The organism is Niallia sp. Man26 (assembly GCF_022049065.2).
Lineage (GTDB): Bacteria > Bacillota > Bacilli > Bacillales > Cytobacillaceae > Niallia.
Genome location: NZ_CP095743.1, coordinates 1292978 through 1311630, shown reverse-complemented (window position 1 = coordinate 1311630; position 18653 = coordinate 1292978). Strand labels below are relative to the sequence as shown.

22 protein-coding genes are annotated in these 18653 nt (G+C 38.4%); 6 read left to right on the top strand and 16 right to left on the bottom strand.

Annotated features, from left to right (window positions below; all coding sequences use genetic code 11):
• Window positions 1-151: 151 nt before the first annotated feature.
• From L8T27_RS06535 to L8T27_RS06490, 10 genes are all read right to left on the bottom strand, one after another.
• Window positions 152-427, bottom strand: coding sequence for a YlbG family protein (locus tag L8T27_RS06535; protein ID WP_233314523.1), 276 nt, complete (start codon window positions 425-427; stop codon window positions 152-154).
• A 139-nt stretch (window positions 428-566) separates the two neighbouring features.
• Complete coding sequence (locus L8T27_RS06530) at window positions 567-1013, bottom strand: YlbF/YmcA family competence regulator (RefSeq protein ID WP_233314524.1); 447 nt, start codon at window positions 1011-1013, stop codon at window positions 567-569.
• A 98-nt stretch (window positions 1014-1111) separates the two neighbouring features.
• On the bottom strand, window positions 1112-1525 hold the full coding sequence (locus L8T27_RS06525) for a hypothetical protein (RefSeq protein ID WP_237941158.1): 414 nt from the start codon (window positions 1523-1525) through the stop codon (window positions 1112-1114).
• Between the two features lie 88 nt (window positions 1526-1613).
• Window positions 1614-1853 carry a YlbE-like family protein gene (locus tag L8T27_RS06520; protein WP_233314527.1) on the bottom strand — a complete coding sequence of 80 codons (240 nt, stop codon included), beginning with the start codon at window positions 1851-1853 and terminating at the stop codon, window positions 1614-1616.
• Window positions 1854-1865: 12 nt separating this feature from the next.
• On the bottom strand, window positions 1866-2288 hold the full coding sequence (locus tag L8T27_RS06515; protein WP_233314528.1) for a YlbD family protein: 423 nt from the start codon (window positions 2286-2288) through the stop codon (window positions 1866-1868).
• A 151-nt stretch (window positions 2289-2439) separates the two neighbouring features.
• Window positions 2440-3498, bottom strand: a complete 1059-nt coding sequence (locus tag L8T27_RS06510) for a CAP domain-containing protein (protein ID WP_396953775.1) — start codon at window positions 3496-3498, stop codon at window positions 2440-2442.
• Between the two features lie 106 nt (window positions 3499-3604).
• Window positions 3605-4072: a DUF420 domain-containing protein gene (locus L8T27_RS06505; protein WP_233314530.1), complete on the bottom strand. Its 468-nt coding sequence runs from the start codon at window positions 4070-4072 to the stop codon at window positions 3605-3607.
• A gap of 309 nt (window positions 4073-4381) precedes the next feature.
• Window positions 4382-5308: a heme o synthase gene (gene cyoE, locus L8T27_RS06500; RefSeq protein ID WP_233314531.1), complete on the bottom strand. Its 927-nt coding sequence runs from the start codon at window positions 5306-5308 to the stop codon at window positions 4382-4384.
• Window positions 5309-5699: 391 nt separating this feature from the next.
• Window positions 5700-6923, bottom strand: coding sequence for an FtsW/RodA/SpoVE family cell cycle protein (locus L8T27_RS06495; protein ID WP_233314532.1), 1224 nt, complete (start codon window positions 6921-6923; stop codon window positions 5700-5702).
• Between the two features lie 189 nt (window positions 6924-7112).
• The gene (locus L8T27_RS06490) at window positions 7113-7394 is read right to left on the bottom strand and encodes an Fpa/YlaN family protein (protein ID WP_233314534.1); all 282 of its coding nucleotides are present in this window, start codon (window positions 7392-7394) and stop codon (window positions 7113-7115) included.
• A 215-nt stretch (window positions 7395-7609) separates the two neighbouring features.
• On the opposite strand from L8T27_RS06490, the gene L8T27_RS06485 reads away from it, so the two are divergent.
• Window positions 7610-8101: a peptidyl-prolyl cis-trans isomerase gene (locus L8T27_RS06485; protein ID WP_233314535.1), complete on the top strand. Its 492-nt coding sequence runs from the start codon at window positions 7610-7612 to the stop codon at window positions 8099-8101.
• A 200-nt stretch (window positions 8102-8301) separates the two neighbouring features.
• Here L8T27_RS06485 and L8T27_RS06480 read toward each other — a convergent pair whose 3' ends face one another.
• Window positions 8302-9642, bottom strand: coding sequence for a PhoH family protein (locus L8T27_RS06480; protein WP_233314536.1), 1341 nt, complete (start codon window positions 9640-9642; stop codon window positions 8302-8304).
• Window positions 9643-9812: 170 nt separating this feature from the next.
• On the opposite strand from L8T27_RS06480, the gene L8T27_RS06475 reads away from it, so the two are divergent.
• Both L8T27_RS06475 and L8T27_RS06470 read left to right on the top strand, forming a co-directional pair.
• A complete protein-coding gene (locus L8T27_RS06475) occupies window positions 9813-10403 on the top strand; it encodes a YhcN/YlaJ family sporulation lipoprotein (RefSeq protein WP_233314542.1) in 591 nt (196 codons plus the stop codon).
• Between the two features lie 79 nt (window positions 10404-10482).
• Window positions 10483-10683, top strand: coding sequence for a YlaI family protein (locus L8T27_RS06470; protein ID WP_233314545.1), 201 nt, complete (start codon window positions 10483-10485; stop codon window positions 10681-10683).
• A gap of 616 nt (window positions 10684-11299) precedes the next feature.
• Here the strand turns inward: L8T27_RS06470 and typA are convergent.
• The 3 genes from typA to L8T27_RS06455 all read right to left on the bottom strand — a co-directional run bounded on the left by typA (window position 11300) and on the right by L8T27_RS06455 (window position 14505).
• Window positions 11300-13135 (bottom strand): translational GTPase TypA, encoded by a 1836-nt coding sequence (typA, locus tag L8T27_RS06465; RefSeq protein ID WP_233314557.1) that lies wholly within the window; start codon window positions 13133-13135, stop codon window positions 11300-11302.
• A 189-nt stretch (window positions 13136-13324) separates the two neighbouring features.
• A complete protein-coding gene (locus tag L8T27_RS06460; RefSeq protein WP_233314560.1) occupies window positions 13325-14125 on the bottom strand; it encodes an inositol monophosphatase family protein in 801 nt (266 codons plus the stop codon).
• A gap of 185 nt (window positions 14126-14310) precedes the next feature.
• Complete coding sequence (locus L8T27_RS06455) at window positions 14311-14505, bottom strand: hypothetical protein (RefSeq protein WP_233314562.1); 195 nt, start codon at window positions 14503-14505, stop codon at window positions 14311-14313.
• Between the two features lie 313 nt (window positions 14506-14818).
• Here L8T27_RS06455 and L8T27_RS06450 point away from each other — a divergent pair, with 313 nt between their 5' ends.
• Entirely contained in the window at window positions 14819-15433 is a 615-nt protein-coding gene (locus tag L8T27_RS06450) for a YktB family protein (RefSeq protein ID WP_233314564.1), read from the top strand.
• 40 nt (window positions 15434-15473) lie between these two features.
• On the opposite strand, the gene L8T27_RS06445 is transcribed toward L8T27_RS06450, so the two are convergent.
• Window positions 15474-15746, bottom strand: a complete 273-nt coding sequence (locus tag L8T27_RS06445; protein ID WP_233314565.1) for a UPF0223 family protein — start codon at window positions 15744-15746, stop codon at window positions 15474-15476.
• 407 nt (window positions 15747-16153) lie between these two features.
• On the opposite strand from L8T27_RS06445, the gene L8T27_RS06440 reads away from it, so the two are divergent.
• Together L8T27_RS06440 and L8T27_RS06435 are read left to right on the top strand one after the other, a co-directional pair.
• Entirely contained in the window at window positions 16154-17623 is a 1470-nt protein-coding gene (locus tag L8T27_RS06440) for an aminotransferase class I/II-fold pyridoxal phosphate-dependent enzyme (RefSeq protein ID WP_233314568.1), read from the top strand.
• A gap of 94 nt (window positions 17624-17717) precedes the next feature.
• A complete protein-coding gene (locus L8T27_RS06435) occupies window positions 17718-18077 on the top strand; it encodes a hypothetical protein (protein ID WP_233314571.1) in 360 nt (119 codons plus the stop codon).
• A gap of 139 nt (window positions 18078-18216) precedes the next feature.
• Here the strand turns inward: L8T27_RS06435 and L8T27_RS06430 are convergent, their stop codons facing one another.
• Window positions 18217-18471 (bottom strand): hypothetical protein, encoded by a 255-nt coding sequence (locus L8T27_RS06430; protein WP_311315869.1) that lies wholly within the window; start codon window positions 18469-18471, stop codon window positions 18217-18219.
• Window positions 18472-18653 lie beyond the last annotated feature (182 nt).

Here is an 18653-nt window from a genome sequence, read left to right as displayed (position 1 = left end):
GAAGACTTACGTTTCCCCATAAGTTCTTCCTCCGGTTTCTCCTCTCCCTTTACCTTCTTTCCTGTAAGAGGATATAGAAGGAGCCTGCAAGCAAATAGCTTGCAGGTTTTTTTTTTCAAAATAAAAAAACCAAGATGTATTCTTAGTTTTTTTATATGCCCATCTTATAATCATATTCTTTTGCTTTGTCCGGTTTAGAATTTTCAAATTCCATTTTTAAAAACGGTTTATACGAAGGCTCTACTTTTTTCACAAATGAAAAGGAGTTTAACTTTTCCATTAGAGCTTCTGTTTCCGTTAAATTAGTATATAGCACAACATACTTTAATCGTTTGGAAATATAGTGGACATTTCCATATCTGCGCAGCATTTTCGCCTGCTTCAACGAATAAAGGTACACGATGATGCCTTGTCTCTGCCCTAGCATGATATTCCCCCGCTTCTATTTTTTTATATTCTAGCATAGCAATAAAAAAATTCATATGAATTATGTAAATTTTAGAAAGGTTCCGCCTTCATTAATCCATAAAAAAGGCGATGAAGCAATCATCATCGCCTTCTATCATTTATGCCGAACAGCTGCAGCTGCCTCCGCTTCCGCAGCCTCCGCTGCAGCCGGAAAGCTCATCGAAGAATGGGTTTCCTGTTGGTACCTTTACGAATTCAGAAACAGATCTTCCGATGATAACACTGACCTCATCGAGCAATTTTTGCAGATTATTTTCTGCTATCTTAAATGCAGCAACATTCTCGTCCATATCCATATCCCTTTTGAGCTGTCTGATTTCCATCATAACTCTCTTATACTCAGGATGATATTTGCCGAAGCGCTGCACTTCTTCGTACAGTTCTTTCATTTCATTAAAAGAAATGATTTTCCCCTGTGTTTCTTTATCAGTTATAAGGTTTGCCATGCGCATACGATATTGTTCTGCCACATCTGATTCCAATATCATTTCCGCTATGGACTCTGCCTCTTCTTGTAACATAAGCATTTCAGTTGTAGCAAGCACGATTAGCTCACCTCCAATTCTCATTTTAACTGATAAATACGAGAAAAGAAAGCAATCTGTTACGAAAACAGCTGTACATAAACCTGCCTTAACAGGACTTAGTTGATTGTCACGCTAAATTCTTTTTGAAACAAATTTATCCCTTTGTTATTAATAATTTTAAGAAGAGCTTGGTGCTGGCCGCTTTCTACATTCCTGACAACAAATGCGGCGCTTTTGTATTCCCCTACATTCTTGCCGTCCATTTCTAATATAATTTTCCCTGTTTCCTTGCCACTGTCTTCGCGAAAAGAAAGAGATGGTGCTTTACAATCAATATAAACATTATTACCCTTAATGAGGTAATGCACGGTAATATCTTGACTCTGAACGTATGCTGATGCTAATGCTGTTTCACTTCCTAAATTCATTGCTGCTTGTCCTTCCTCCTTCACTTGAGGATCTGGAACGTCATTGTTGCAGCCATTCAAAAGGAATAAAGCAGGAATACAAAACATTAGAATTTTTTTCATAAGGAACAGCTCCCTAACATGAATTCTTTTCGTTTAGTATTCGCTGCTGCTTCCCTTTTTACTCACACAGAGTGCCGAAAATTTACCATCACGATTGTGAGTTCATTGCTTGGAACATCCCGACCATCATCGAGGCCATTTGGACACCATTGGAAAACTTCTCCACATGATGAGGAATAGTCTTTTTATAATAATGTAATGAAGCAACTTCAAAACTCTGTAATTCACCTGGATTTCTGCTTAATTGTCTGTACCAAAGCGGCTGTTCCCGGATAAATTGCTGCAATTCCCTGTTTTCCTCTAAGTACTCTTTCACGTTTTTCCTCAAAGATTTGCCTCCTTAATCTTTTCTAAATGCAAAAGGACCTGTCGGCTGTTGCACTTTACCTTTGCTGGCCTCTTGAGAGGGGCTGCTGTTTGGAGAAAACTGCGCAATGACACCTTGAATTGTACCAAGCGCTTGGTTGATATTAGCGATATAGCCTTGCAGCTGATTTTGATCCATATTTTTTATGGAATCCATAATAGAAGACATCCATAATGATTTACTTGTATTTGTTCCTGTCTCTTCGGTTTTTTCTGTACTTTGCCCTGTATTTTGCTCACTGCTCCAGCGAGCGTCTTCTTCTCCCAGCAAGTACCAATCTTCAAATAACTGCTGCCATGTTGCTTCGCCACTTCTCACCTCTTGAATAATGTGGGGATTCTCTTTCACAAACTCTTTAAATTGTTGGACTGAAGGATGAAGTTGTTTACCTGACATGCTTTTTTCACCTCTATTACGCTGAATTTGCCTACCTTACTATATGTTAACTTCCTTAAAAGGTGCCTAGTTGGCAAAAGAAAATTGGGCATAAAAAAGCACTTTTATTGTTAAGTGGATTCTTAGCAATAAAAGTGCTGCAGTTAACCTTTTACCATTTTTCAATAAAGTTTTGCGTGTAGTATTTATTATATACTCCTACACCTAAATGGGTGAAGCTTTCATTCAAGAGGCATTCCCTGTGCCCCTTGCTGTTCAGCCAGCCTTCCATAACAGCAGCTGCATCTGTGTATCCCGCTGCTATATTTTCCCCTGCAAGCTGATAAAAAACATCTCCTGTCTTGAGCCGTTCCTCCAGGTCGCCATATTTATCAGATGTATGGGAAAAATTCTTCGTATCATACATATCTACACTATGACCTAAAGCTACTGTTGCTGTGTCTTCATCCCATTGAACCTTCCCTAAATTAAACCTGCTTCTAATAACATTCGTAATATCTAATATTTGACGTTCATTGCCATCCTCAACAGCTTCATTTTCCTTCACTACCAAATCTGCTTCCAAAAGCTCTCCTCTGTATACAAGCTCATACGGCCTGATTTGAAGCAATGTTCGTGCATCCATATAACGGACGCTTGAGAGTGTTCCTGTAAACTTATCAAAGTACAGCTGCACATAATAATCGCCCATTTTCACAAGAGGCCTGTTGTTAATTTCATCTTCTGAAAGCTCAAACCGGTAGGAGGAGTCCTCATAATTCAAACTGATATTTGTCTCGATTGGTGTCTTTTCATATATATTGCCGATTTCTTCGCCAATCTTGTACGGAGCTATGTTCACATCTTGTCCAATTGCAAAAATCGTCACCACTTTATCATCGAGCACACCAACCTGAAAATATTTAGAGGAATCTTGATTGTATATCCACCATTCATATTCGTAATTGGATGGGTCTTTTCTTGCTGGTTCTCCGTATTTTTTGACAAGGTCCTTTGCACTGCTGCCGATCATGCTTCCAAGCCCCTCTTCAGGCATTGAAATCGATGTGTCTTCGTCCGCTTCTTCTGAAAGACCTTCATCGACTTTCGCTGAGTTCGTGCCGTCATCTACAAGGGCATCAGAGTTTTCACTTGTATCAGTAATACTCATGTAAAACCAGACCGCTAGCAATATAGAAATAATAATTACAATTCTGAGTAATGTCTTCAGAGGCTGAACCCCCTCTCTACCATCATTTCTATCATTATATGTTTGCTGCTTACTAAATAGTATAGCATTATTAAAATAAAATCTGATAGACTGAACTTTTTAGAAATTAAAATCCTAGTATAGCTTTAATAACAGAGGTAGTCTCTCCGCCATGATAGATTACATAAAGCAGTAAATAAACCGCAACACCGGTAATGGCAGTGAAGAACCAGATGATGCTCGTAGTTGGGCCAATCTTACGGTGAATTTCATATTTCTTCTTATAACCTGTGACAAGCATCGTAATTCCTAACACAGCGCCTGTTGTTGCTAAAGTGATATGAAAAATCAGAAATATTGTGTAGTATATTTTAATATCATCTGGTCCACCGAATGCAGTATTCCCAATAAAAATAGTTCTGGAAGCGTAGATGACAAAGAAAATAACCGCACAGATTGCGCCAATAAGCATTGCTTTTTGATGTGCTTCCAATTTTCGTTTGATTATTAAGCCCCAGCCAATTGCGACAAAAATCGCACTCAATACAATAAATGCAGTGCTAATAGTAGGTAAAACCGGTAGTGAATAATTCATTTTCAAACCCTCTCTAAATAAGTATTTTTAAAGGGAATTCCCTAAGCTTTTAACAAGTGTACCTTGCACACAATAAAAATATGTACGAAACAAGCAAGACAAAAAAAGGATATTCTAGCAAAAGGATAACACTTCTATTCGACAATCTCTCCAAAGTTTGTCTAGCTTTCCCTTTCATCTTAACGGCTTCCTAAAGCAAGAATCAAGTATACTGTGCCTGCTTTAGGAATTACTGTTAAGTAAGTCTGCCTTAAGTATTGGAGTTATGTTGAATGATCGTGTCTATCCATTGATAGAATATCCTCTTACTTAGATGATGAATGTGACAAGGACCATGGCAACGAATAAAATGGTCATATATTGAAGAGAATATACGAACATAGCAGTCGCCCATTTAATCTCGTCCTTTTTCTTGCTTGCAATAATACCTGTGATAATCCAGCCGATATTAAGCAATGTTGCCAGAATTAAGAAAGGAATACCAAGTTTCACTAATAAGAATGGCAATGGAAGTAAAGCGATAACCCATGCATACGTATGTTTTTTTGTTACTTCAAAGCCTTTTACAACAGGAAGCATCGGCACTCCTGCTGCTCTGTACTCCTCTACTCTTCTAATTGCCAATGCATAGAAATGCGGTGGCTGCCAGAAGAACATAATTAAGAACAAGCTCCATGCCATAATATCAAGATTCGGATCAATTGCCGCCCAACCGATTAAAGGCGGAACAGCACCGGAAAAGCTACCGATAACTGTGTTTGAAACAAGTCTTCTCTTAGACCACATTGTGTAGACAACCACATAGCTGAAAGCTCCTACCAATGCAATCACCGTTGCAGAGATAGTCGTTAGAAGCATAAAGAATGTTCCGATTGCAAGCAAACCGAATCCGAGAACTGCAACCTTGCCTGGTGTGACTTTCCCAGTAACAGTCGGTCTCTCCTTAGTTCTTTCCATCAGCGGATCAATATCCCTGTCAATATAATTGTTTAGTGCACAAGATCCTGCAATAATTAAGGCTGAACCAATTAATGTATACAAGACTGTGTCGATATTCACCAAAAATTTCTCTCCAGAAAAATGCAGCGCCAGCCACAATCCTGTAAAGACTGTAATTAGGTTAGAATTTACAATACCTACTTTGATCAGCGCTAAGAAATCCTTCCACGCAGATGTTTTTGGCAGTGATTCTTCCCCGTCAACCTGAGCTTCAGGATACGCTCTATAATTTGCCATAGATGTTTCCTCCCTTATTTAAACCAAATCTATATCCTTTATAAAAAGCTTAAAAGTGCAATTGGAATTACTGTTCATTCCCACTTAAACTCATCTTTCCTTTATATAAACATAAAGGTAAATGATTGTTTGTGCCCAATTTCACAATTATTAACAACATTTAAACGATGAAAAAAGGCCCTTTTATAATTAAAACATATTTCAATCTTTTTTTCCGCATTTTTTTACAAAAAAATAAAAGTCTCTCTATGCGAAATAGATTCCTTCGACCCACAATCTATTATAAATCTAATTGCCCCGTTAGCCAAATAAAATAACTGAAATGGATATACTTCACTTACATAGGAAAATTAAAGAAGATGCCCTAATCCACTAGGGCATCTTCTTTATGCTAGATTCTTTCCTGCTGTGCGATTCTTTTTCTCAAAGGAACCTCAGGAACAGCCTCTTCTCGATTTTTATACACTTTTTCATATTTAGTGAACATCGAAACATTCAGCAATATTCCCATGCCTATGGCGAGCTGTACAAGCGATGACCCTCCGTAGCTTACGAAAGGGAGCGGAACACCTGTTAGAGGTATCACTCCTGACACACCGCCGATGTTAATGAAAGACTGGATGCCAATCATGCTTGAAATCCCGATTGCAAGGAGGCTGCCAAAAGGATCTTTGCATTTCAATCCAATATATATACCTCTTAACACGATATAGCTTAAGCATACGACTACAAAGCCTACTCCAAAAATACCGAGCTCTTCTGCAATTACCGCCATAATGAAGTCTGTGTGGCCGTCTGTTAAATATCCGAGCTTTTGTATACCCTGTCCTAATCCAAGACCTTTTAAGCCTCCTCCGCCTATGGCAATAAGCGAGTTGCTCATTTGGTAGCCGGTGGATTGGACCATGTCTTCAGCAAAAGGCGAATCCATAAATACGAAAATCCTGCTCAGCTGCTTTTCAGTCAAGACATCTTTGCCAAAAAGCTGAAGAACTACTACAGCAATTGCCACTACAGCAAGGCCGATGCCGGCTAGCTTTGACAAGTTCTTCAAACTCATTCCGGAACAGATAATAATCGTTGCCGCAATCATGAAGATTATCGCTGCTGTTCCAAAGTCAGGCTGTAAGCCGACAAGCATACATACAAGCAATAAGTATGCGAGCGGAGGTGCAACCCCTCTGTTAAATTCGTTTATGTAAGATTGCTTTTTCGCATAGATGGCGGAGAGATAAACAATCACCGACAGCTTAACGAATTCCGCAGGCTGCAGGCTTGCCGTTCCAAGCTTATACCAGCTTTGTGCATTTCCTGCCACATGACCAAGAACAAAAACACCGAAAAGACCAATTAACGATATAAAAACCATGGGAACGAGAAATCTATTGCTCATAAATGCCTTATAAGGAAAAAGGGCGACAACAATAAAGGCCACTCCTGCCACAAGCAAGTTAAGAATCTGTTTCTTATAAAAGAAACTGCTGCTGTCTTCCCCATAATATTGGACAGATGATACCATACTGGCACTGTATATCATAATTACTCCAAATAGAGAAAGTAATACCATTGCAACAATCAGTGTATAATCATATGATTTTAAGATTTTTTTGAACATCCGCTGCTACCCCTTACTAAAGTTTAAGCAATGACAATACATTCGCTGCCATTTGTTTCAATTCCTGCCTATTAGCTTGGAAGTTTTTCTTTTGCTGCTTTTACTATTCTAACATGATATAAAAAATATCACATGGATTTCAACAATAAAAAAACTCAAACAATAAGTTCGTTTGTTTGAGTTCGCTTATTATTTTCTTATAGACGCTTCATGTAATACTGAGAGTTCTTTTTCTAATTCGTCTAGTATCTTCTTGCCGACGCTTTCTTCCACTAACCCTAACCGAATAGCAAAATCTATCTCCTTGGATAATCCAAACATTTGTGTATCCAGAACTTCTTCATATAAAGGACATTGCGGCATTGTTAAGTTATCCATTTGAACTTTTATAAGCTTTAGTATTTTGTCAGCATCTGCTTTTAACAGTGCATTTGCTTTCTCTTTATGGTTTATGATCATATCAGAAGTCAACCCTATCCCCCCGTTTCCGAGCGATTATCCTATCTATAAAGTTTAAACTCAACATAGGAAAATTGCAAGAACTATCACAAGAAAGTTATTTACAGGAAAGCTAATCTAGAATTCTCCTTACCTGCCGAAAGTTAAAAACTGACAAAGAAACATAGAAAAGATATACTAAAAACATACATACTAATTGCAGTCATACAGACAGGAGAGATAAAAATATGAACCAAATCATGCAAGTAAAGGGATTAGTCGCATTTCCAATTACTATCGATCCAAGTGTTTGGATTTTTGATGACCGAAAAAAAACAAGTGAGGAAATATTTGCTTTGACGCAATCTGAGTCTGATTTGGAAGCATATACGAAAGAGGTTTCGAAGCACTGGGACCGGGAATTGCTTGAAGGTGCACATTTGCCTGAAAAAGCTGCAGGAAAAAAATTTAAAAAACAAGAGATAATAACAGGTACATTTTACATGCCGCTTGCGCCTTTTATAAAAAATGCCGAGCCATTAAAAGAAGCAGAGCAAATTGTGATCCAATCTGCAGAAAAGGAGCTTACTTACCCACTAAGCGTTGTAGATGAGATGGTGCTGCTTTTCTGCAAAAACGGAAAGCCGCTAACGGACAGCGGACCTATTCATTTATTTTTTAAAAACAAAGGAATAGACCAAACGCCGTTAACGTCCATCACAGGATTTGAACTTACTTAAACATTGCTTTTTAGTTATATCAGCTTGCCCTTTTTATGGTTACTAACTAAAGTACTTTAAATCCAACTATGCCAGGCTGTTTTGAAACCGCTTATCTTTCTAAACGTGATCTCAAGCTGTCAATCGAGATGCGTTTTTATCAGACACACTTTCAGAAGGATATACTGTCACAACAGCCTGAAATAGATGCACATACTTTATTACAGCAGGTCTGCAGCCAATTGGGCTAAACCAGACCGCTCTCCTTTGACAAGCTTGACATGCCCTGCAATCTGCTGGTCTTTAAACCTTTCGACTACATATGTCAAACCATTATTGAAAGCATCAAGATACGGATGGTCAATTTGCTCCGGATCTCCCATGAGTACTATTTTACTGCCTTCTCCCACTCGTGTCAGAATCGTTTTCACTTCATGCTTTGTTAAGTTTTGCGCTTCATCAATGATGATGAACTGATCTGGTATGCTTCTTCCCCTTATATAGGTTAACGCCTCTACTTCAATAGACCCCATTCCAGCTAGTATTGCTTCCAGCTCTCCTGGTTTTTTTGTATTGAAAAGATACTCCAGATTATCAAAGATAGGCTGCATCCAAGGTCTCAGCTTCTCTTCCTTTTCTCCAGGAAGAAAACCTAAGTCCTTCCCCATTGGTACAATCGGTCTTGCAACAAGCAGTTTTTTATAATCTCCATAATCCTCTGTCTGCATCAGACCTGATGCTAATGCAAGCAAAGTTTTACCTGTTCCAGCCTTGCCAATCAATGTGACAAGCGGCAAGTCTCTTTTCAGCAGCAGTTCAATCGCCATCGTCTGCTGAACATTTCTCGGACGAATTCCCCATATATGTTCATGATCAAAAATGAGCTTCTTCACATACTTACGAGTTGCATCCACCACTGCTAACGCTGATGAGGACGAACCAAGTACATCCTTCAGGAGGATAAATTGATTTGGATAAAAAGCTCCTGTATTATAACCAGCTCCCAATTCAGAAATAAGCAGCTGCCCTTTTTCATAAAACTTATTTAATATATCTAAGGTTACTTGTACATCCGTAAAACCAGTATAAAGATGATCGTTTTCCACCACCCGGTCGCTCAGAAAATCCTCTGATTCAAGGCCGATTGCATCTGCCTTCACTCGGACGAGCGTATCCTTACTAACCAGTATGACAGTTCGTCCATCCTCTTTTTTCTCTTCCTCTAAAGACAAGTTTTTTGCAACTGCCAGAATGCGGTTATCGTTTGTTTTCTCCACAAAAATTTCCTGCAGCTGGTGAAAAGAGCGATGGTTCAATTCGATTCGTAATGTGCCGCCATTTTCGAGTGGTATTCTTTCATGCAGCTTTCCTGATTCTCTTAGATTGTCAATTAGTCTGGATATTTGTCTTGCATTCCTCCCTATTTCATCCATATACCTTTTTTTGCTGTCTACCTCTTCTAAAACTACTGCTGGAATGACTACATCATTTTCTTCAAAAGAAAAAATGGAATAAGGATCCTGTAACAAGACATTTGTATCTAAAACATAAATTTTACTCAAACTGATGCCTCCTGCTCTAAAACGTCATGAGTTGCCCTACTCTCCGATATCGGAAAGAACCTTGATAAAATATATGTTTTATCGAATAAAGATAGAAGATATTTTGCACAATAAACATTAGAAGTGTAAAAAAATTTTAGAGGAATCATCATAAAAGGAGGAAATCCTGCATGAAAAAAAGCATTTTATGTACTTGTCTTGTACTATTGCTTGCTGGCTGTGCCGCTAACGGTAATCGTGATGCACAAACAGACAACGATCTAGCGGACGTTAAAAACTCAACGATAGATGATGTAAATCGAAAATCCGGCCAAGAAATTTCCGAGCGTCTTGTAAATTTAGCAACAAGCATTCCTAATGTGAATGATGCCACAGCCGTAGTAATAGGAAGATATGCTATTGTCGGAATTGATATAAATTCTAACTTAGACCGATCAGAGGTTGGCTCCATTAAGTATGCTGTAGCAGAAAGCCTTAAAAACGACCCAAATGGCGCAAATGCGATGATTGTTGCAGATCCTGATATCAATGCGCGCCTAGCAGAAATTGCCGAAGACATCCAGGACGGTGAACCAGTACAAGGCATATTCAATGAACTCGCCGACATTACCGGCAGAATTATCCCAGAATTACCAGCAGATATCCTGAATAACGACCCAGGCAGCAATCTGAAAACACCTGACAATAAACTGAACGAAAACGAAAAGAATCAGCTCAAAAAAGACCAAGACGAACAATCAAACAATCACTTGAAAGACTAACATTCGATTTCCACAGCATTTTTTATTATAATAAACCTATAATCAAATAAATAACAAAGATTGATTAGAGGTGCACGTATTGAGAGTGAAATGTGTAATATGCGACAAAATCGAAGATATTGAAGAAAACTCCTTTCAAGCAAAAAGACTAAGAAACAGACCCATTCACACATATATGTGCAAAGAATGCGAAACAAGAATAACCGAAAACACACAAAAACGAATCGACTCCGGAAAATTCGTACTCTACAGAAGCAAAATAAAAGAAGAAGAATGGTAAAAGAAAAGCGCAGAGCGCCTGCTTATCGGCGACTAGCATAAGACGAGGTGGCAATGGGAGGTGTTCTTTACCTCCCTTTGACAGCTTGGCTTATGACTCGAGCCGATGGCGCTCGGAGCTAGACATTACGAAAAGCGGAGAGCGCCTGCTTATCGGCGACTAGCATAAGACGAATAAGCCAAGGAGGTGCGGTTTTCAACCTCATTGGCTTATTTGGCTTATGACCTCGAGCCGATGGCGCTCGGAGCTGGACAACCGAAAAGCGGAAGGCGGCGTTTAGCTGCTGATGAACTGGAGCTCTTCGACTGAGATAAAGGAAACACGCTGAACGATAGTGAAGCGATGTTGACTTATCGTAGGGAGGAGAGGGAAGTTCATCGAGCAGCTGCCGCCTGGAGCTAGACATTACGAAAAGCGCAGAGCGCCTGCTTATCGGCGACTAGCATAAGACGAATAAGCCAAGGAGGTGCGGTTTTCACCTCCTTGGCTTTATTTACCTATGACCTCCTCCCCAAACAATCACACGCCCCTATAAAAGCGCTAGTACCTATCTCAACAGAACTCAAAAATCAAACACAAAAAAAGCTGTTCCCTAAAGGAACAGCCTTTTTAATTATTATTGATCAGCAAGCTTTTTCTTTTTCGCTACACGTTCACGCTCTGATTTATCAAGGATCTTCTTACGAAGACGGATAGATTCAGGCGTTACTTCACAATACTCATCGTCATTCAAGTATTCTAAAGATTCTTCCAAAGTCATGATTCTTGGTTTTTTCATTGTAGCTGTTTGGTCTTTGTTTGCTGAGCGGATGTTTGTCGCTTGTTTTACTTTCGTGATATTAACAGTGATGTCATTTTCACGAGTGTGTTCTCCGACGATCATTCCTTCATAGATTTCTGTACCAGCTTCTACGAAAATGATACCGCGGTCTTCTACTTGCATGATACCGTAAGTAGATGCTTTACCAGATTCCATGCTGACAAGCACACCTTGACGTCTTCCGCCTACTTGACCTGAAGCCATTGGCTGGTAGCTGTCAAATGTGTGGTTGATGATTCCGTAACCGCGAGTTAGTGTTAAGAACTCAGTAGTATATCCGATTAGTCCGCGTGCAGGTACATTGAAGATCAAACGAACTTGGCCGTTACCATTGTTGATCATATCTAGCATTTCACCTTTGCGGGCACCGATAGACTCCATAACGCTTCCAGTATGCTCTTCTGGCACATCGATTTGTACGCGCTCGATTGGCTCACAACGAACTCCATCGATAGTACGAACGATAACTTCTGGCTTAGAAACTTGTAGTTCATAACCTTCACGGCGCATGTTCTCAATCAAGATAGACAAATGCAATTCACCGCGTCCAGATACTGTCCATGCATCAGGAGAATCTGTGTTTTCTACACGCAAGCTTACATCTGTTTCTAATTGTGCACGAAGTCTTTCTTCAATTTTTCTTGAAGTCAGGTATTTACCTTCTCTACCTGCAAATGGGCTGTTATTCACTAGGAATGTCATTTGCAATGTCGGCTCATCAATGCGCAATACAGGCAATGCTTCTTGATGCTCAACAGGACATACTGTTTCTCCTACGTTGATGTCTTCCATTCCAGAAACTGCAATCAAGTCTCCAGCATAAGCTTCTTCTACCTCTTGTCTTTTCAGACCGAAGAAACCAAAGATTTTTGTTACACGGAATTGTTTTACCGTTCCATCAAGCTTCATTAAAGCAACTTGCTGACCTACTTTCATTGTTCCGCGGAATACGCGGCCAATTCCGATACGTCCTACATAGTCATTGTAGTCAAGAAGAGATACTTGGAATTGAAGCGGCTCATCTCTATTATCAACTGGAGCTGGAATATGCTCAACAACTGCATCATATAATGATTGCATGTTTTCATCTTGCTGCTCTGGGTTTGTGCTTGCAGTTCCGTTAATTGCAGAAGCATATATAACTGGGAATTCAAGCTGCTCTTCAGATGCATCAAGTTCAATGAACAAATCAAGTACTTCGTCGATAACTTCTGTTGGACGTGCGAAATCACGGTCAATTTTGTTAACTACGACGATTGGCGTTAAGTTTTGCTCAAGCGCCTTTTTAAGAACGAAACGTGTTTGTGGCATACAGCCTTCATATGCATCGACAACAAGAAGCACACCATCAACCATTTTCATGATACGTTCTACTTCTCCACCGAAGTCAGCATGTCCTGGAGTATCCAAGATGTTGATTCTTGTATCTTTATATTGAATTGCAGTATTTTTTGCAAGGATTGTAATACCGCGTTCTCTTTCTAAATCATTTGAATCCATTGCACGCTCATCTACATGTTCATTCGTACGGAATGTACCAGATTGTTTTAACAGCTGGTCAACTAGCGTTGTTTTCCCATGGTCAACGTGGGCAATAATAGCGATATTACGAATATCTTCTCTAATCTTCAAAAATTTCACTCCTACCTGAAATGTCTATCTCGTTTATCATTAGTTTACACATTATAACTGAGTCATTATACCATAGAAAATGAGAATAACCTAAAGGGTTTTTCTCTTAAAACAAAAAAAACAGTAAAAAAAATAAATGTAAACGGAAACATTATTTACATTTAAAAAAGACAGCAATTATTTGCTGTCTCACCATTTTCCATTATTTAAATAGTTTTGCAATATCTCTTCATGAAGATCTGGTTTTGAGGCAAAGAATGAATTTTGCGTCAGCATATCAAGTTCTTCATTTTTGAGACTGGTTACTTTACCGCCGAGCTCCTCGACCATTATCTTGCCTGCAGCATAATCCCACGGAGACAGCCTTAACGTTATATAGGCATCCATTCGTCCTGCTGCGATATAGGCAAGCTCCAGACAAGCTGAACCAAACGAGCGGGTGCCTCTTGCATCCTTCGTAAGCGGAGCAAGATATTTAGGATCAATCCTTTTATTCTCCGTTACCCATGTTGCATTCAAGCCGATGATAGCTTCTTCCACTTTAGTAGGCTTTAACGGCTTCAATTTCGTTTTGTTCATATATACGCCGTTCCCTTTTCTCACATGATAAAGTTCATCAGCGACTACATCATAAATAAGTCCGATTTGGCCGACTCCATCTTCGTATATTCCGATTGATATGGCAAAGTCCCGTTGCATATGGACGAAATTCATCGTTCCATCAATCGGGTCAATAATCCAGACAACCCCTTTCAGGTCATTAACTCCTGATGACATGCCCTCTTCGCCTAGAATATGATGTTCCGGGTATACCTCTTTTATTTTACTTATTAGGAATTGCTCTGTCCCTTTGTCTATTTCTGTAACTAAGTCATTTTTGTTAGATTTTGTTTCTACTACTAATTCTTTGGTGAAGGATTTTTTTATCCTATCCCCCGCTTCTTTAATCCAAAGTTTCGCATATGTATCGACCTCTTGCCAATTTGTCATATTCTCATCCTTCTCGTACTGAAATAATTTTTTCAGGCTGCCCTATTCCGTATGCTATTCTTATATTTTTGCTTATCGTTATTTTATCATGCATGAAGAAATAAATTCCAACAAAATGACAACAACGGAAAAAATCATAAATAAAACCGGGAGAAGGGTTTTATTTATGATTTTTAAACCGCTACCTATAATGCCTTAAGTCTCAGAAGTTCCTGTCGAATCTTTTCAAGCTTCTGTTTGCTAGCTTTTTTCTGCATTTCATTGTTTTCCTTAATTGCATCAAATAATGTAGCAAGCTCATAATCCATTTCTAATCGCAAAACAGCTTTCTTCTCATTTTCTAGTCTATTTCTTTTTGATGAATTCATTAATTGTTTCACGGACAGTACACCCCTTCCATAGACTTTAGTGGATTGCTTCTTTTATTTCTTATATAATATGTCGCTTTCCTTATCAGTGGTACAAATATGTGCTATTACCTAACCTTTAGTCCTAATCATTTCTCTTGTCAGCAATATGTATGCTAAAATACAGAATAGCGGTACAGAATTAGGAATTACTGTAAGCAGATAGTTAATTTAAGAAAAGTTTTAGAGAAATGATCACACGCTCTCTAACTAACTTGCTTTCCTTCTTACAATCTGTTTACCCAAAAAGCTAAGATATAAACGAGTAAAGGAGTTTCTAGAAATTATGAAATTTGCTGGTTTTAACAAAAACGATTTCGAAACATTTACAATAGATGGTTTAGAGGAAAGAATGGAAGCAATCCAAACTCGCATACAGCCGAAATTTAAGGAGATTGGTCAAGAGCTGACTGACAGCCTTTCAAGCAAGCTAGGAATCGAAATGCATTTGCATATTGCGAAGCATGCACGCCGCACCGTAAATCCTCCGAAGGATACATGGATGGCAATTGCAGGGAACAAACGAGGCTATAAGCAGCATCCGCATTTCCAGCTTGGATTATTTGATGATCATGTATTTATATGGCTTGCCTATATTTACGAGCTGCCAAACAAAAGCAGCATCGCAAATGTATTTTTAGAGAATATGGAGCGATTCTCTACAGAAATCCCAGGAGATTTTGTAGTATCAATGGATCATATGAAAAAGGAGTCTTTCCCAATAGCTGAAATTGACTTACAAAAGGCATTGGAAAGATTCAGAGATGTCAAAAAAGCCGAATTCCTTGTTGGCAGACATTTCGATGCAAATGATCCAATCTTACAAGACGGAGCAAAGTTTGCTGAATTAGTGGACAACACATATGAAACGTTGCTGCCATTTTATAAACTATCCATCTAAAAAAGAGGAAGAAAACAATATGTTTTCTTCCTCTTTTCTATTAAGGCATTTTTATTTTAGTTCCAGCTTCCGCTTCCTTCGCCTTCTTTATAGTGCGATACGTAGAATAGCCGCTGACTTCTTCAAATTCATCACATACATTTTTTTCTTGTGCTTTACCAGGGACAATTTTTTTGAACAACTTATACTGTTCCATAAGTGCTTCCTTTTCAATCCCCTTCTCATATGCTGCTTCGATGCATTCAAAAAACTTTACTACCTCAACTATTTCCTCTGTTGACCAATCAATATCTATCGGGTATTGATATTCCATATAAGTACCTCTTTTGTTTTTTAAAATTTTTAGTTCTCTTTATTTTAGTGGAATAAAAACAAATTGTAAAACACCTTCCTACTATACGCATTCTGCCGCAGTTTAAAACACTTCTACATGCTTTCCAGCTTTAATTCACTGCGGAAATTAGGCTGTTATTACAAGGCAAATATATATTTTATAAATTCGTTACAATAATTCTTTCCTTTATAGTAAAAACTAATTGTATGCAAAAAAAATAAAAAGTGCTATAATTCTTTTGTTTTATGAATTTAATAAGTTTTTAAGGGTAAAACCCAATATCCATTTGTTTTTACAAACAGTGGAAAACTTCTATTTTTAGGAGGATCAAAATCCGTTATGAAAACGGCAAACAAAATACTAACTTAAAGAGGTGTGGTAATAAATTGTCACAATACGAAACACCGTTATACCACGGTTTATTGGAACATGCAAAAAAAAATCCTGTTCAATTTCATATTCCTGGACATAAGAAGGGAAATGGAATGGACCCAGAGTTTAGAGAGTTTATTGGAGAAAATGCCCTCTCCATCGATTTAATAAACATTGGTCCACTTGATGATCTTCATCAACCGAAAGGAATTATTAAACAAGCGCAAAAATTGGCAGCGGAAGCATTTGGTGCTGATTATACCTTTTTCTCGGTACAAGGAACCAGCGGCGCCATTATGACCATGATTATGAGCGTTTGTGGTCCAGGAGATAAGATAATCGTACCAAGAAATGTTCATAAATCTATTATGTCTGCCATTGTTTTTGCTGGTGCTATTCCAATATTCATCCACCCAGAAGTGGATAAAGAGCTTGGCATTTCGCATGGTATAACAGTGGAAGCTGTTCAGCATGCCCTAGATTTACATCCAGATGCAAAAGGTTTATTAGTAATAAATCCTACTTACTTTGGCATAGCTGCAGACTTAAAAAAAATTGTGGATTTAGCCCATTCTTATAATATACCAGTCCTCGTCGATGAGGCTCATGGTGTGCATATACACTTCCATGACGAGCTGCCAATGTCAGCAATGCAGGCAGGCGCAGATATTGCAGCAACCAGCGTTCATAAGCTAGGTGGTTCGATGACGCAAAGCTCCATTTTGAATATGAGGGGCAATCTTGTTAATTATAAACGCGTCCAAGCGATTATGAGCATGCTGACTACAACGAGCACATCATACTTATTGCTCGCATCATTAGATGTAGCAAGAAAACGTTTAGCAACAGAAGGAAAAAAACTTCTTGATAATACGATTGAGCTTGCCCAAAACATTCGCAGACGAGTGAATGAAATCGAACATCTTTATTGCTTAGGTGAAGATATCGTTGGTTCATCTATGGCCTTCGACTTTGATCCGACTAAACTAGTTATTTCTGTGAAGGATTTAGGCTTAACAGGCCATGATGTGGAAGAATGGCTGCGTAAGCATTATAATATTGAAGTAGAGATGTCTGATTTATATAATATCCTTTGTATTATTACACCAGGAGATACAAAAAAAGAAGCAGACATGCTCCTTCATGCATTAAATGAACTGTCCAAAGAATGTCATAGTAAAGCAGGCAAGGTAGAAGCAAAAGTAATGCTTCCTAATATACCGTTGCTTGCCGTCACTCCTCGTGATGCGTTCTATTCGGAAACAGAGCTTGTTGATTTTAATGACTCTGTTGGAAGAGTTATTGCTGAATTCATCATGGTCTATCCACCGGGAATTCCTATTTTCATTCCTGGAGAAATTATTACAGAGGACAATCTGGAATACATTCGCAGGAATATGGAAGCAGGACTACCTGTGCAAGGTCCTGAGGATTATGATTTCAAAAAACTGCGCGTTATTAAAGAACATAAAGCTATCCGCTAAATTTAAATTTGCATAATCATATACGGATGCAACTACCTGCATCCGTATATATTTATTTGCGGGAAAAGATAGATAAAGATAGGAGAATTATTCATTGAAGAGAGTTATTATAGTTGCAATTATCAGTCTTATCGTCAGCTTAAGTTCCCCGTTCATCTTTCATAACTACTTAGAGAAAAAACCGTTAGAACAGAAAGAAACATTGGTTTTTGGCGGACCTATCCCCTTTGCTGAACAAAAGGTACAATTACCCGAAGAGGAAAATGCCTACCCTGCTGAATTCACTTTCCAATCACCTTTAGAAACGGAAACAAAGCTTCAACCATTTCCACTTGTGTTTACATTCATCTGTTATTTCTTATTAATTTTCAGTGTATACACAGTAGTTGCAAGCTTCAGCACAAAAGCAATTAATAAAAATGGCAGAAAAAAAGATAAAAAAGATGAACTTTAATTTTTAAAGATCTACTATACGAAAAAAGACTTCTATTATAGAAGGCTTTTTTTATTTTTATATAATGTTGCGTGAGACGCCCACAATGACTGGAAGGCAAGAAGTTATGCTAAACATTGATAGGAACCCTTATTCACTCTTAAACGACTGCTATGATACTCATAATCATCTGAAAGGAGCCATAAATAGAAAGACTTATGGCAGTAGCCAGCATGGTTTTCCTTTGCGACCTATTTACGTAATTCCCTAGTATAACAGCCAAGTATAAAAACACGCCAAACATCACCACTTTATAAATGAAAAGGTCATGTTCTGACAGCCATTCAATGATAGAGTAACCGCTCCATAACATAAGTTGCAGTAGAATTGTCGTATAAACCTTCAAGGAAAACACCCCACTCTCCATTCCGCTTAAGTTCGTCCATTATGAAATGTAAGTATGATACACTATATTTATGCATGTCCTCACAATTCATGCCGTATAATAACGATTTTTCCTTCCATTATATAGTCCCCTCAAACTTGCAAACCATTCTCAGCACCCAAACATAGAAAACTGTTAAATAATACAAAAAA

Coding starts and splice junctions, on each gene's coding strand:
- L8T27_RS06535 (WP_233314523.1), bottom strand. CDS start 427: ATGCTAGGGCAGAGACAAGGCATCATCGTGTACCTTTATTCGTTGAAG.
- L8T27_RS06525 (WP_237941158.1), bottom strand. CDS start 1,525: ATGAAAAAAATTCTAATGTTTTGTATTCCTGCTTTATTCCTTTTGAAT.
- L8T27_RS06515 (WP_233314528.1), bottom strand. CDS start 2,288: ATGTCAGGTAAACAACTTCATCCTTCAGTCCAACAATTTAAAGAGTTT.
- L8T27_RS06505 (WP_233314530.1), bottom strand. CDS start 4,072: ATGAATTATTCACTACCGGTTTTACCTACTATTAGCACTGCATTTATT.
- cyoE (WP_233314531.1), bottom strand. CDS start 5,308: ATGGCAAATTATAGAGCGTATCCTGAAGCTCAGGTTGACGGGGAAGAA.
- L8T27_RS06495 (WP_233314532.1), bottom strand. CDS start 6,923: ATGTTCAAAAAAATCTTAAAATCATATGATTATACACTGATTGTTGCA.
- L8T27_RS06485 (WP_233314535.1), top strand. CDS start 7,610: ATGAACCAAATCATGCAAGTAAAGGGATTAGTCGCATTTCCAATTACT.
- L8T27_RS06475 (WP_233314542.1), top strand. CDS start 9,813: ATGAAAAAAAGCATTTTATGTACTTGTCTTGTACTATTGCTTGCTGGC.
- L8T27_RS06460 (WP_233314560.1), bottom strand. CDS start 14,125: ATGACAAATTGGCAAGAGGTCGATACATATGCGAAACTTTGGATTAAA.
- L8T27_RS06450 (WP_233314564.1), top strand. CDS start 14,819: ATGAAATTTGCTGGTTTTAACAAAAACGATTTCGAAACATTTACAATA.
- L8T27_RS06445 (WP_233314565.1), bottom strand. CDS start 15,746: ATGGAATATCAATACCCGATAGATATTGATTGGTCAACAGAGGAAATA.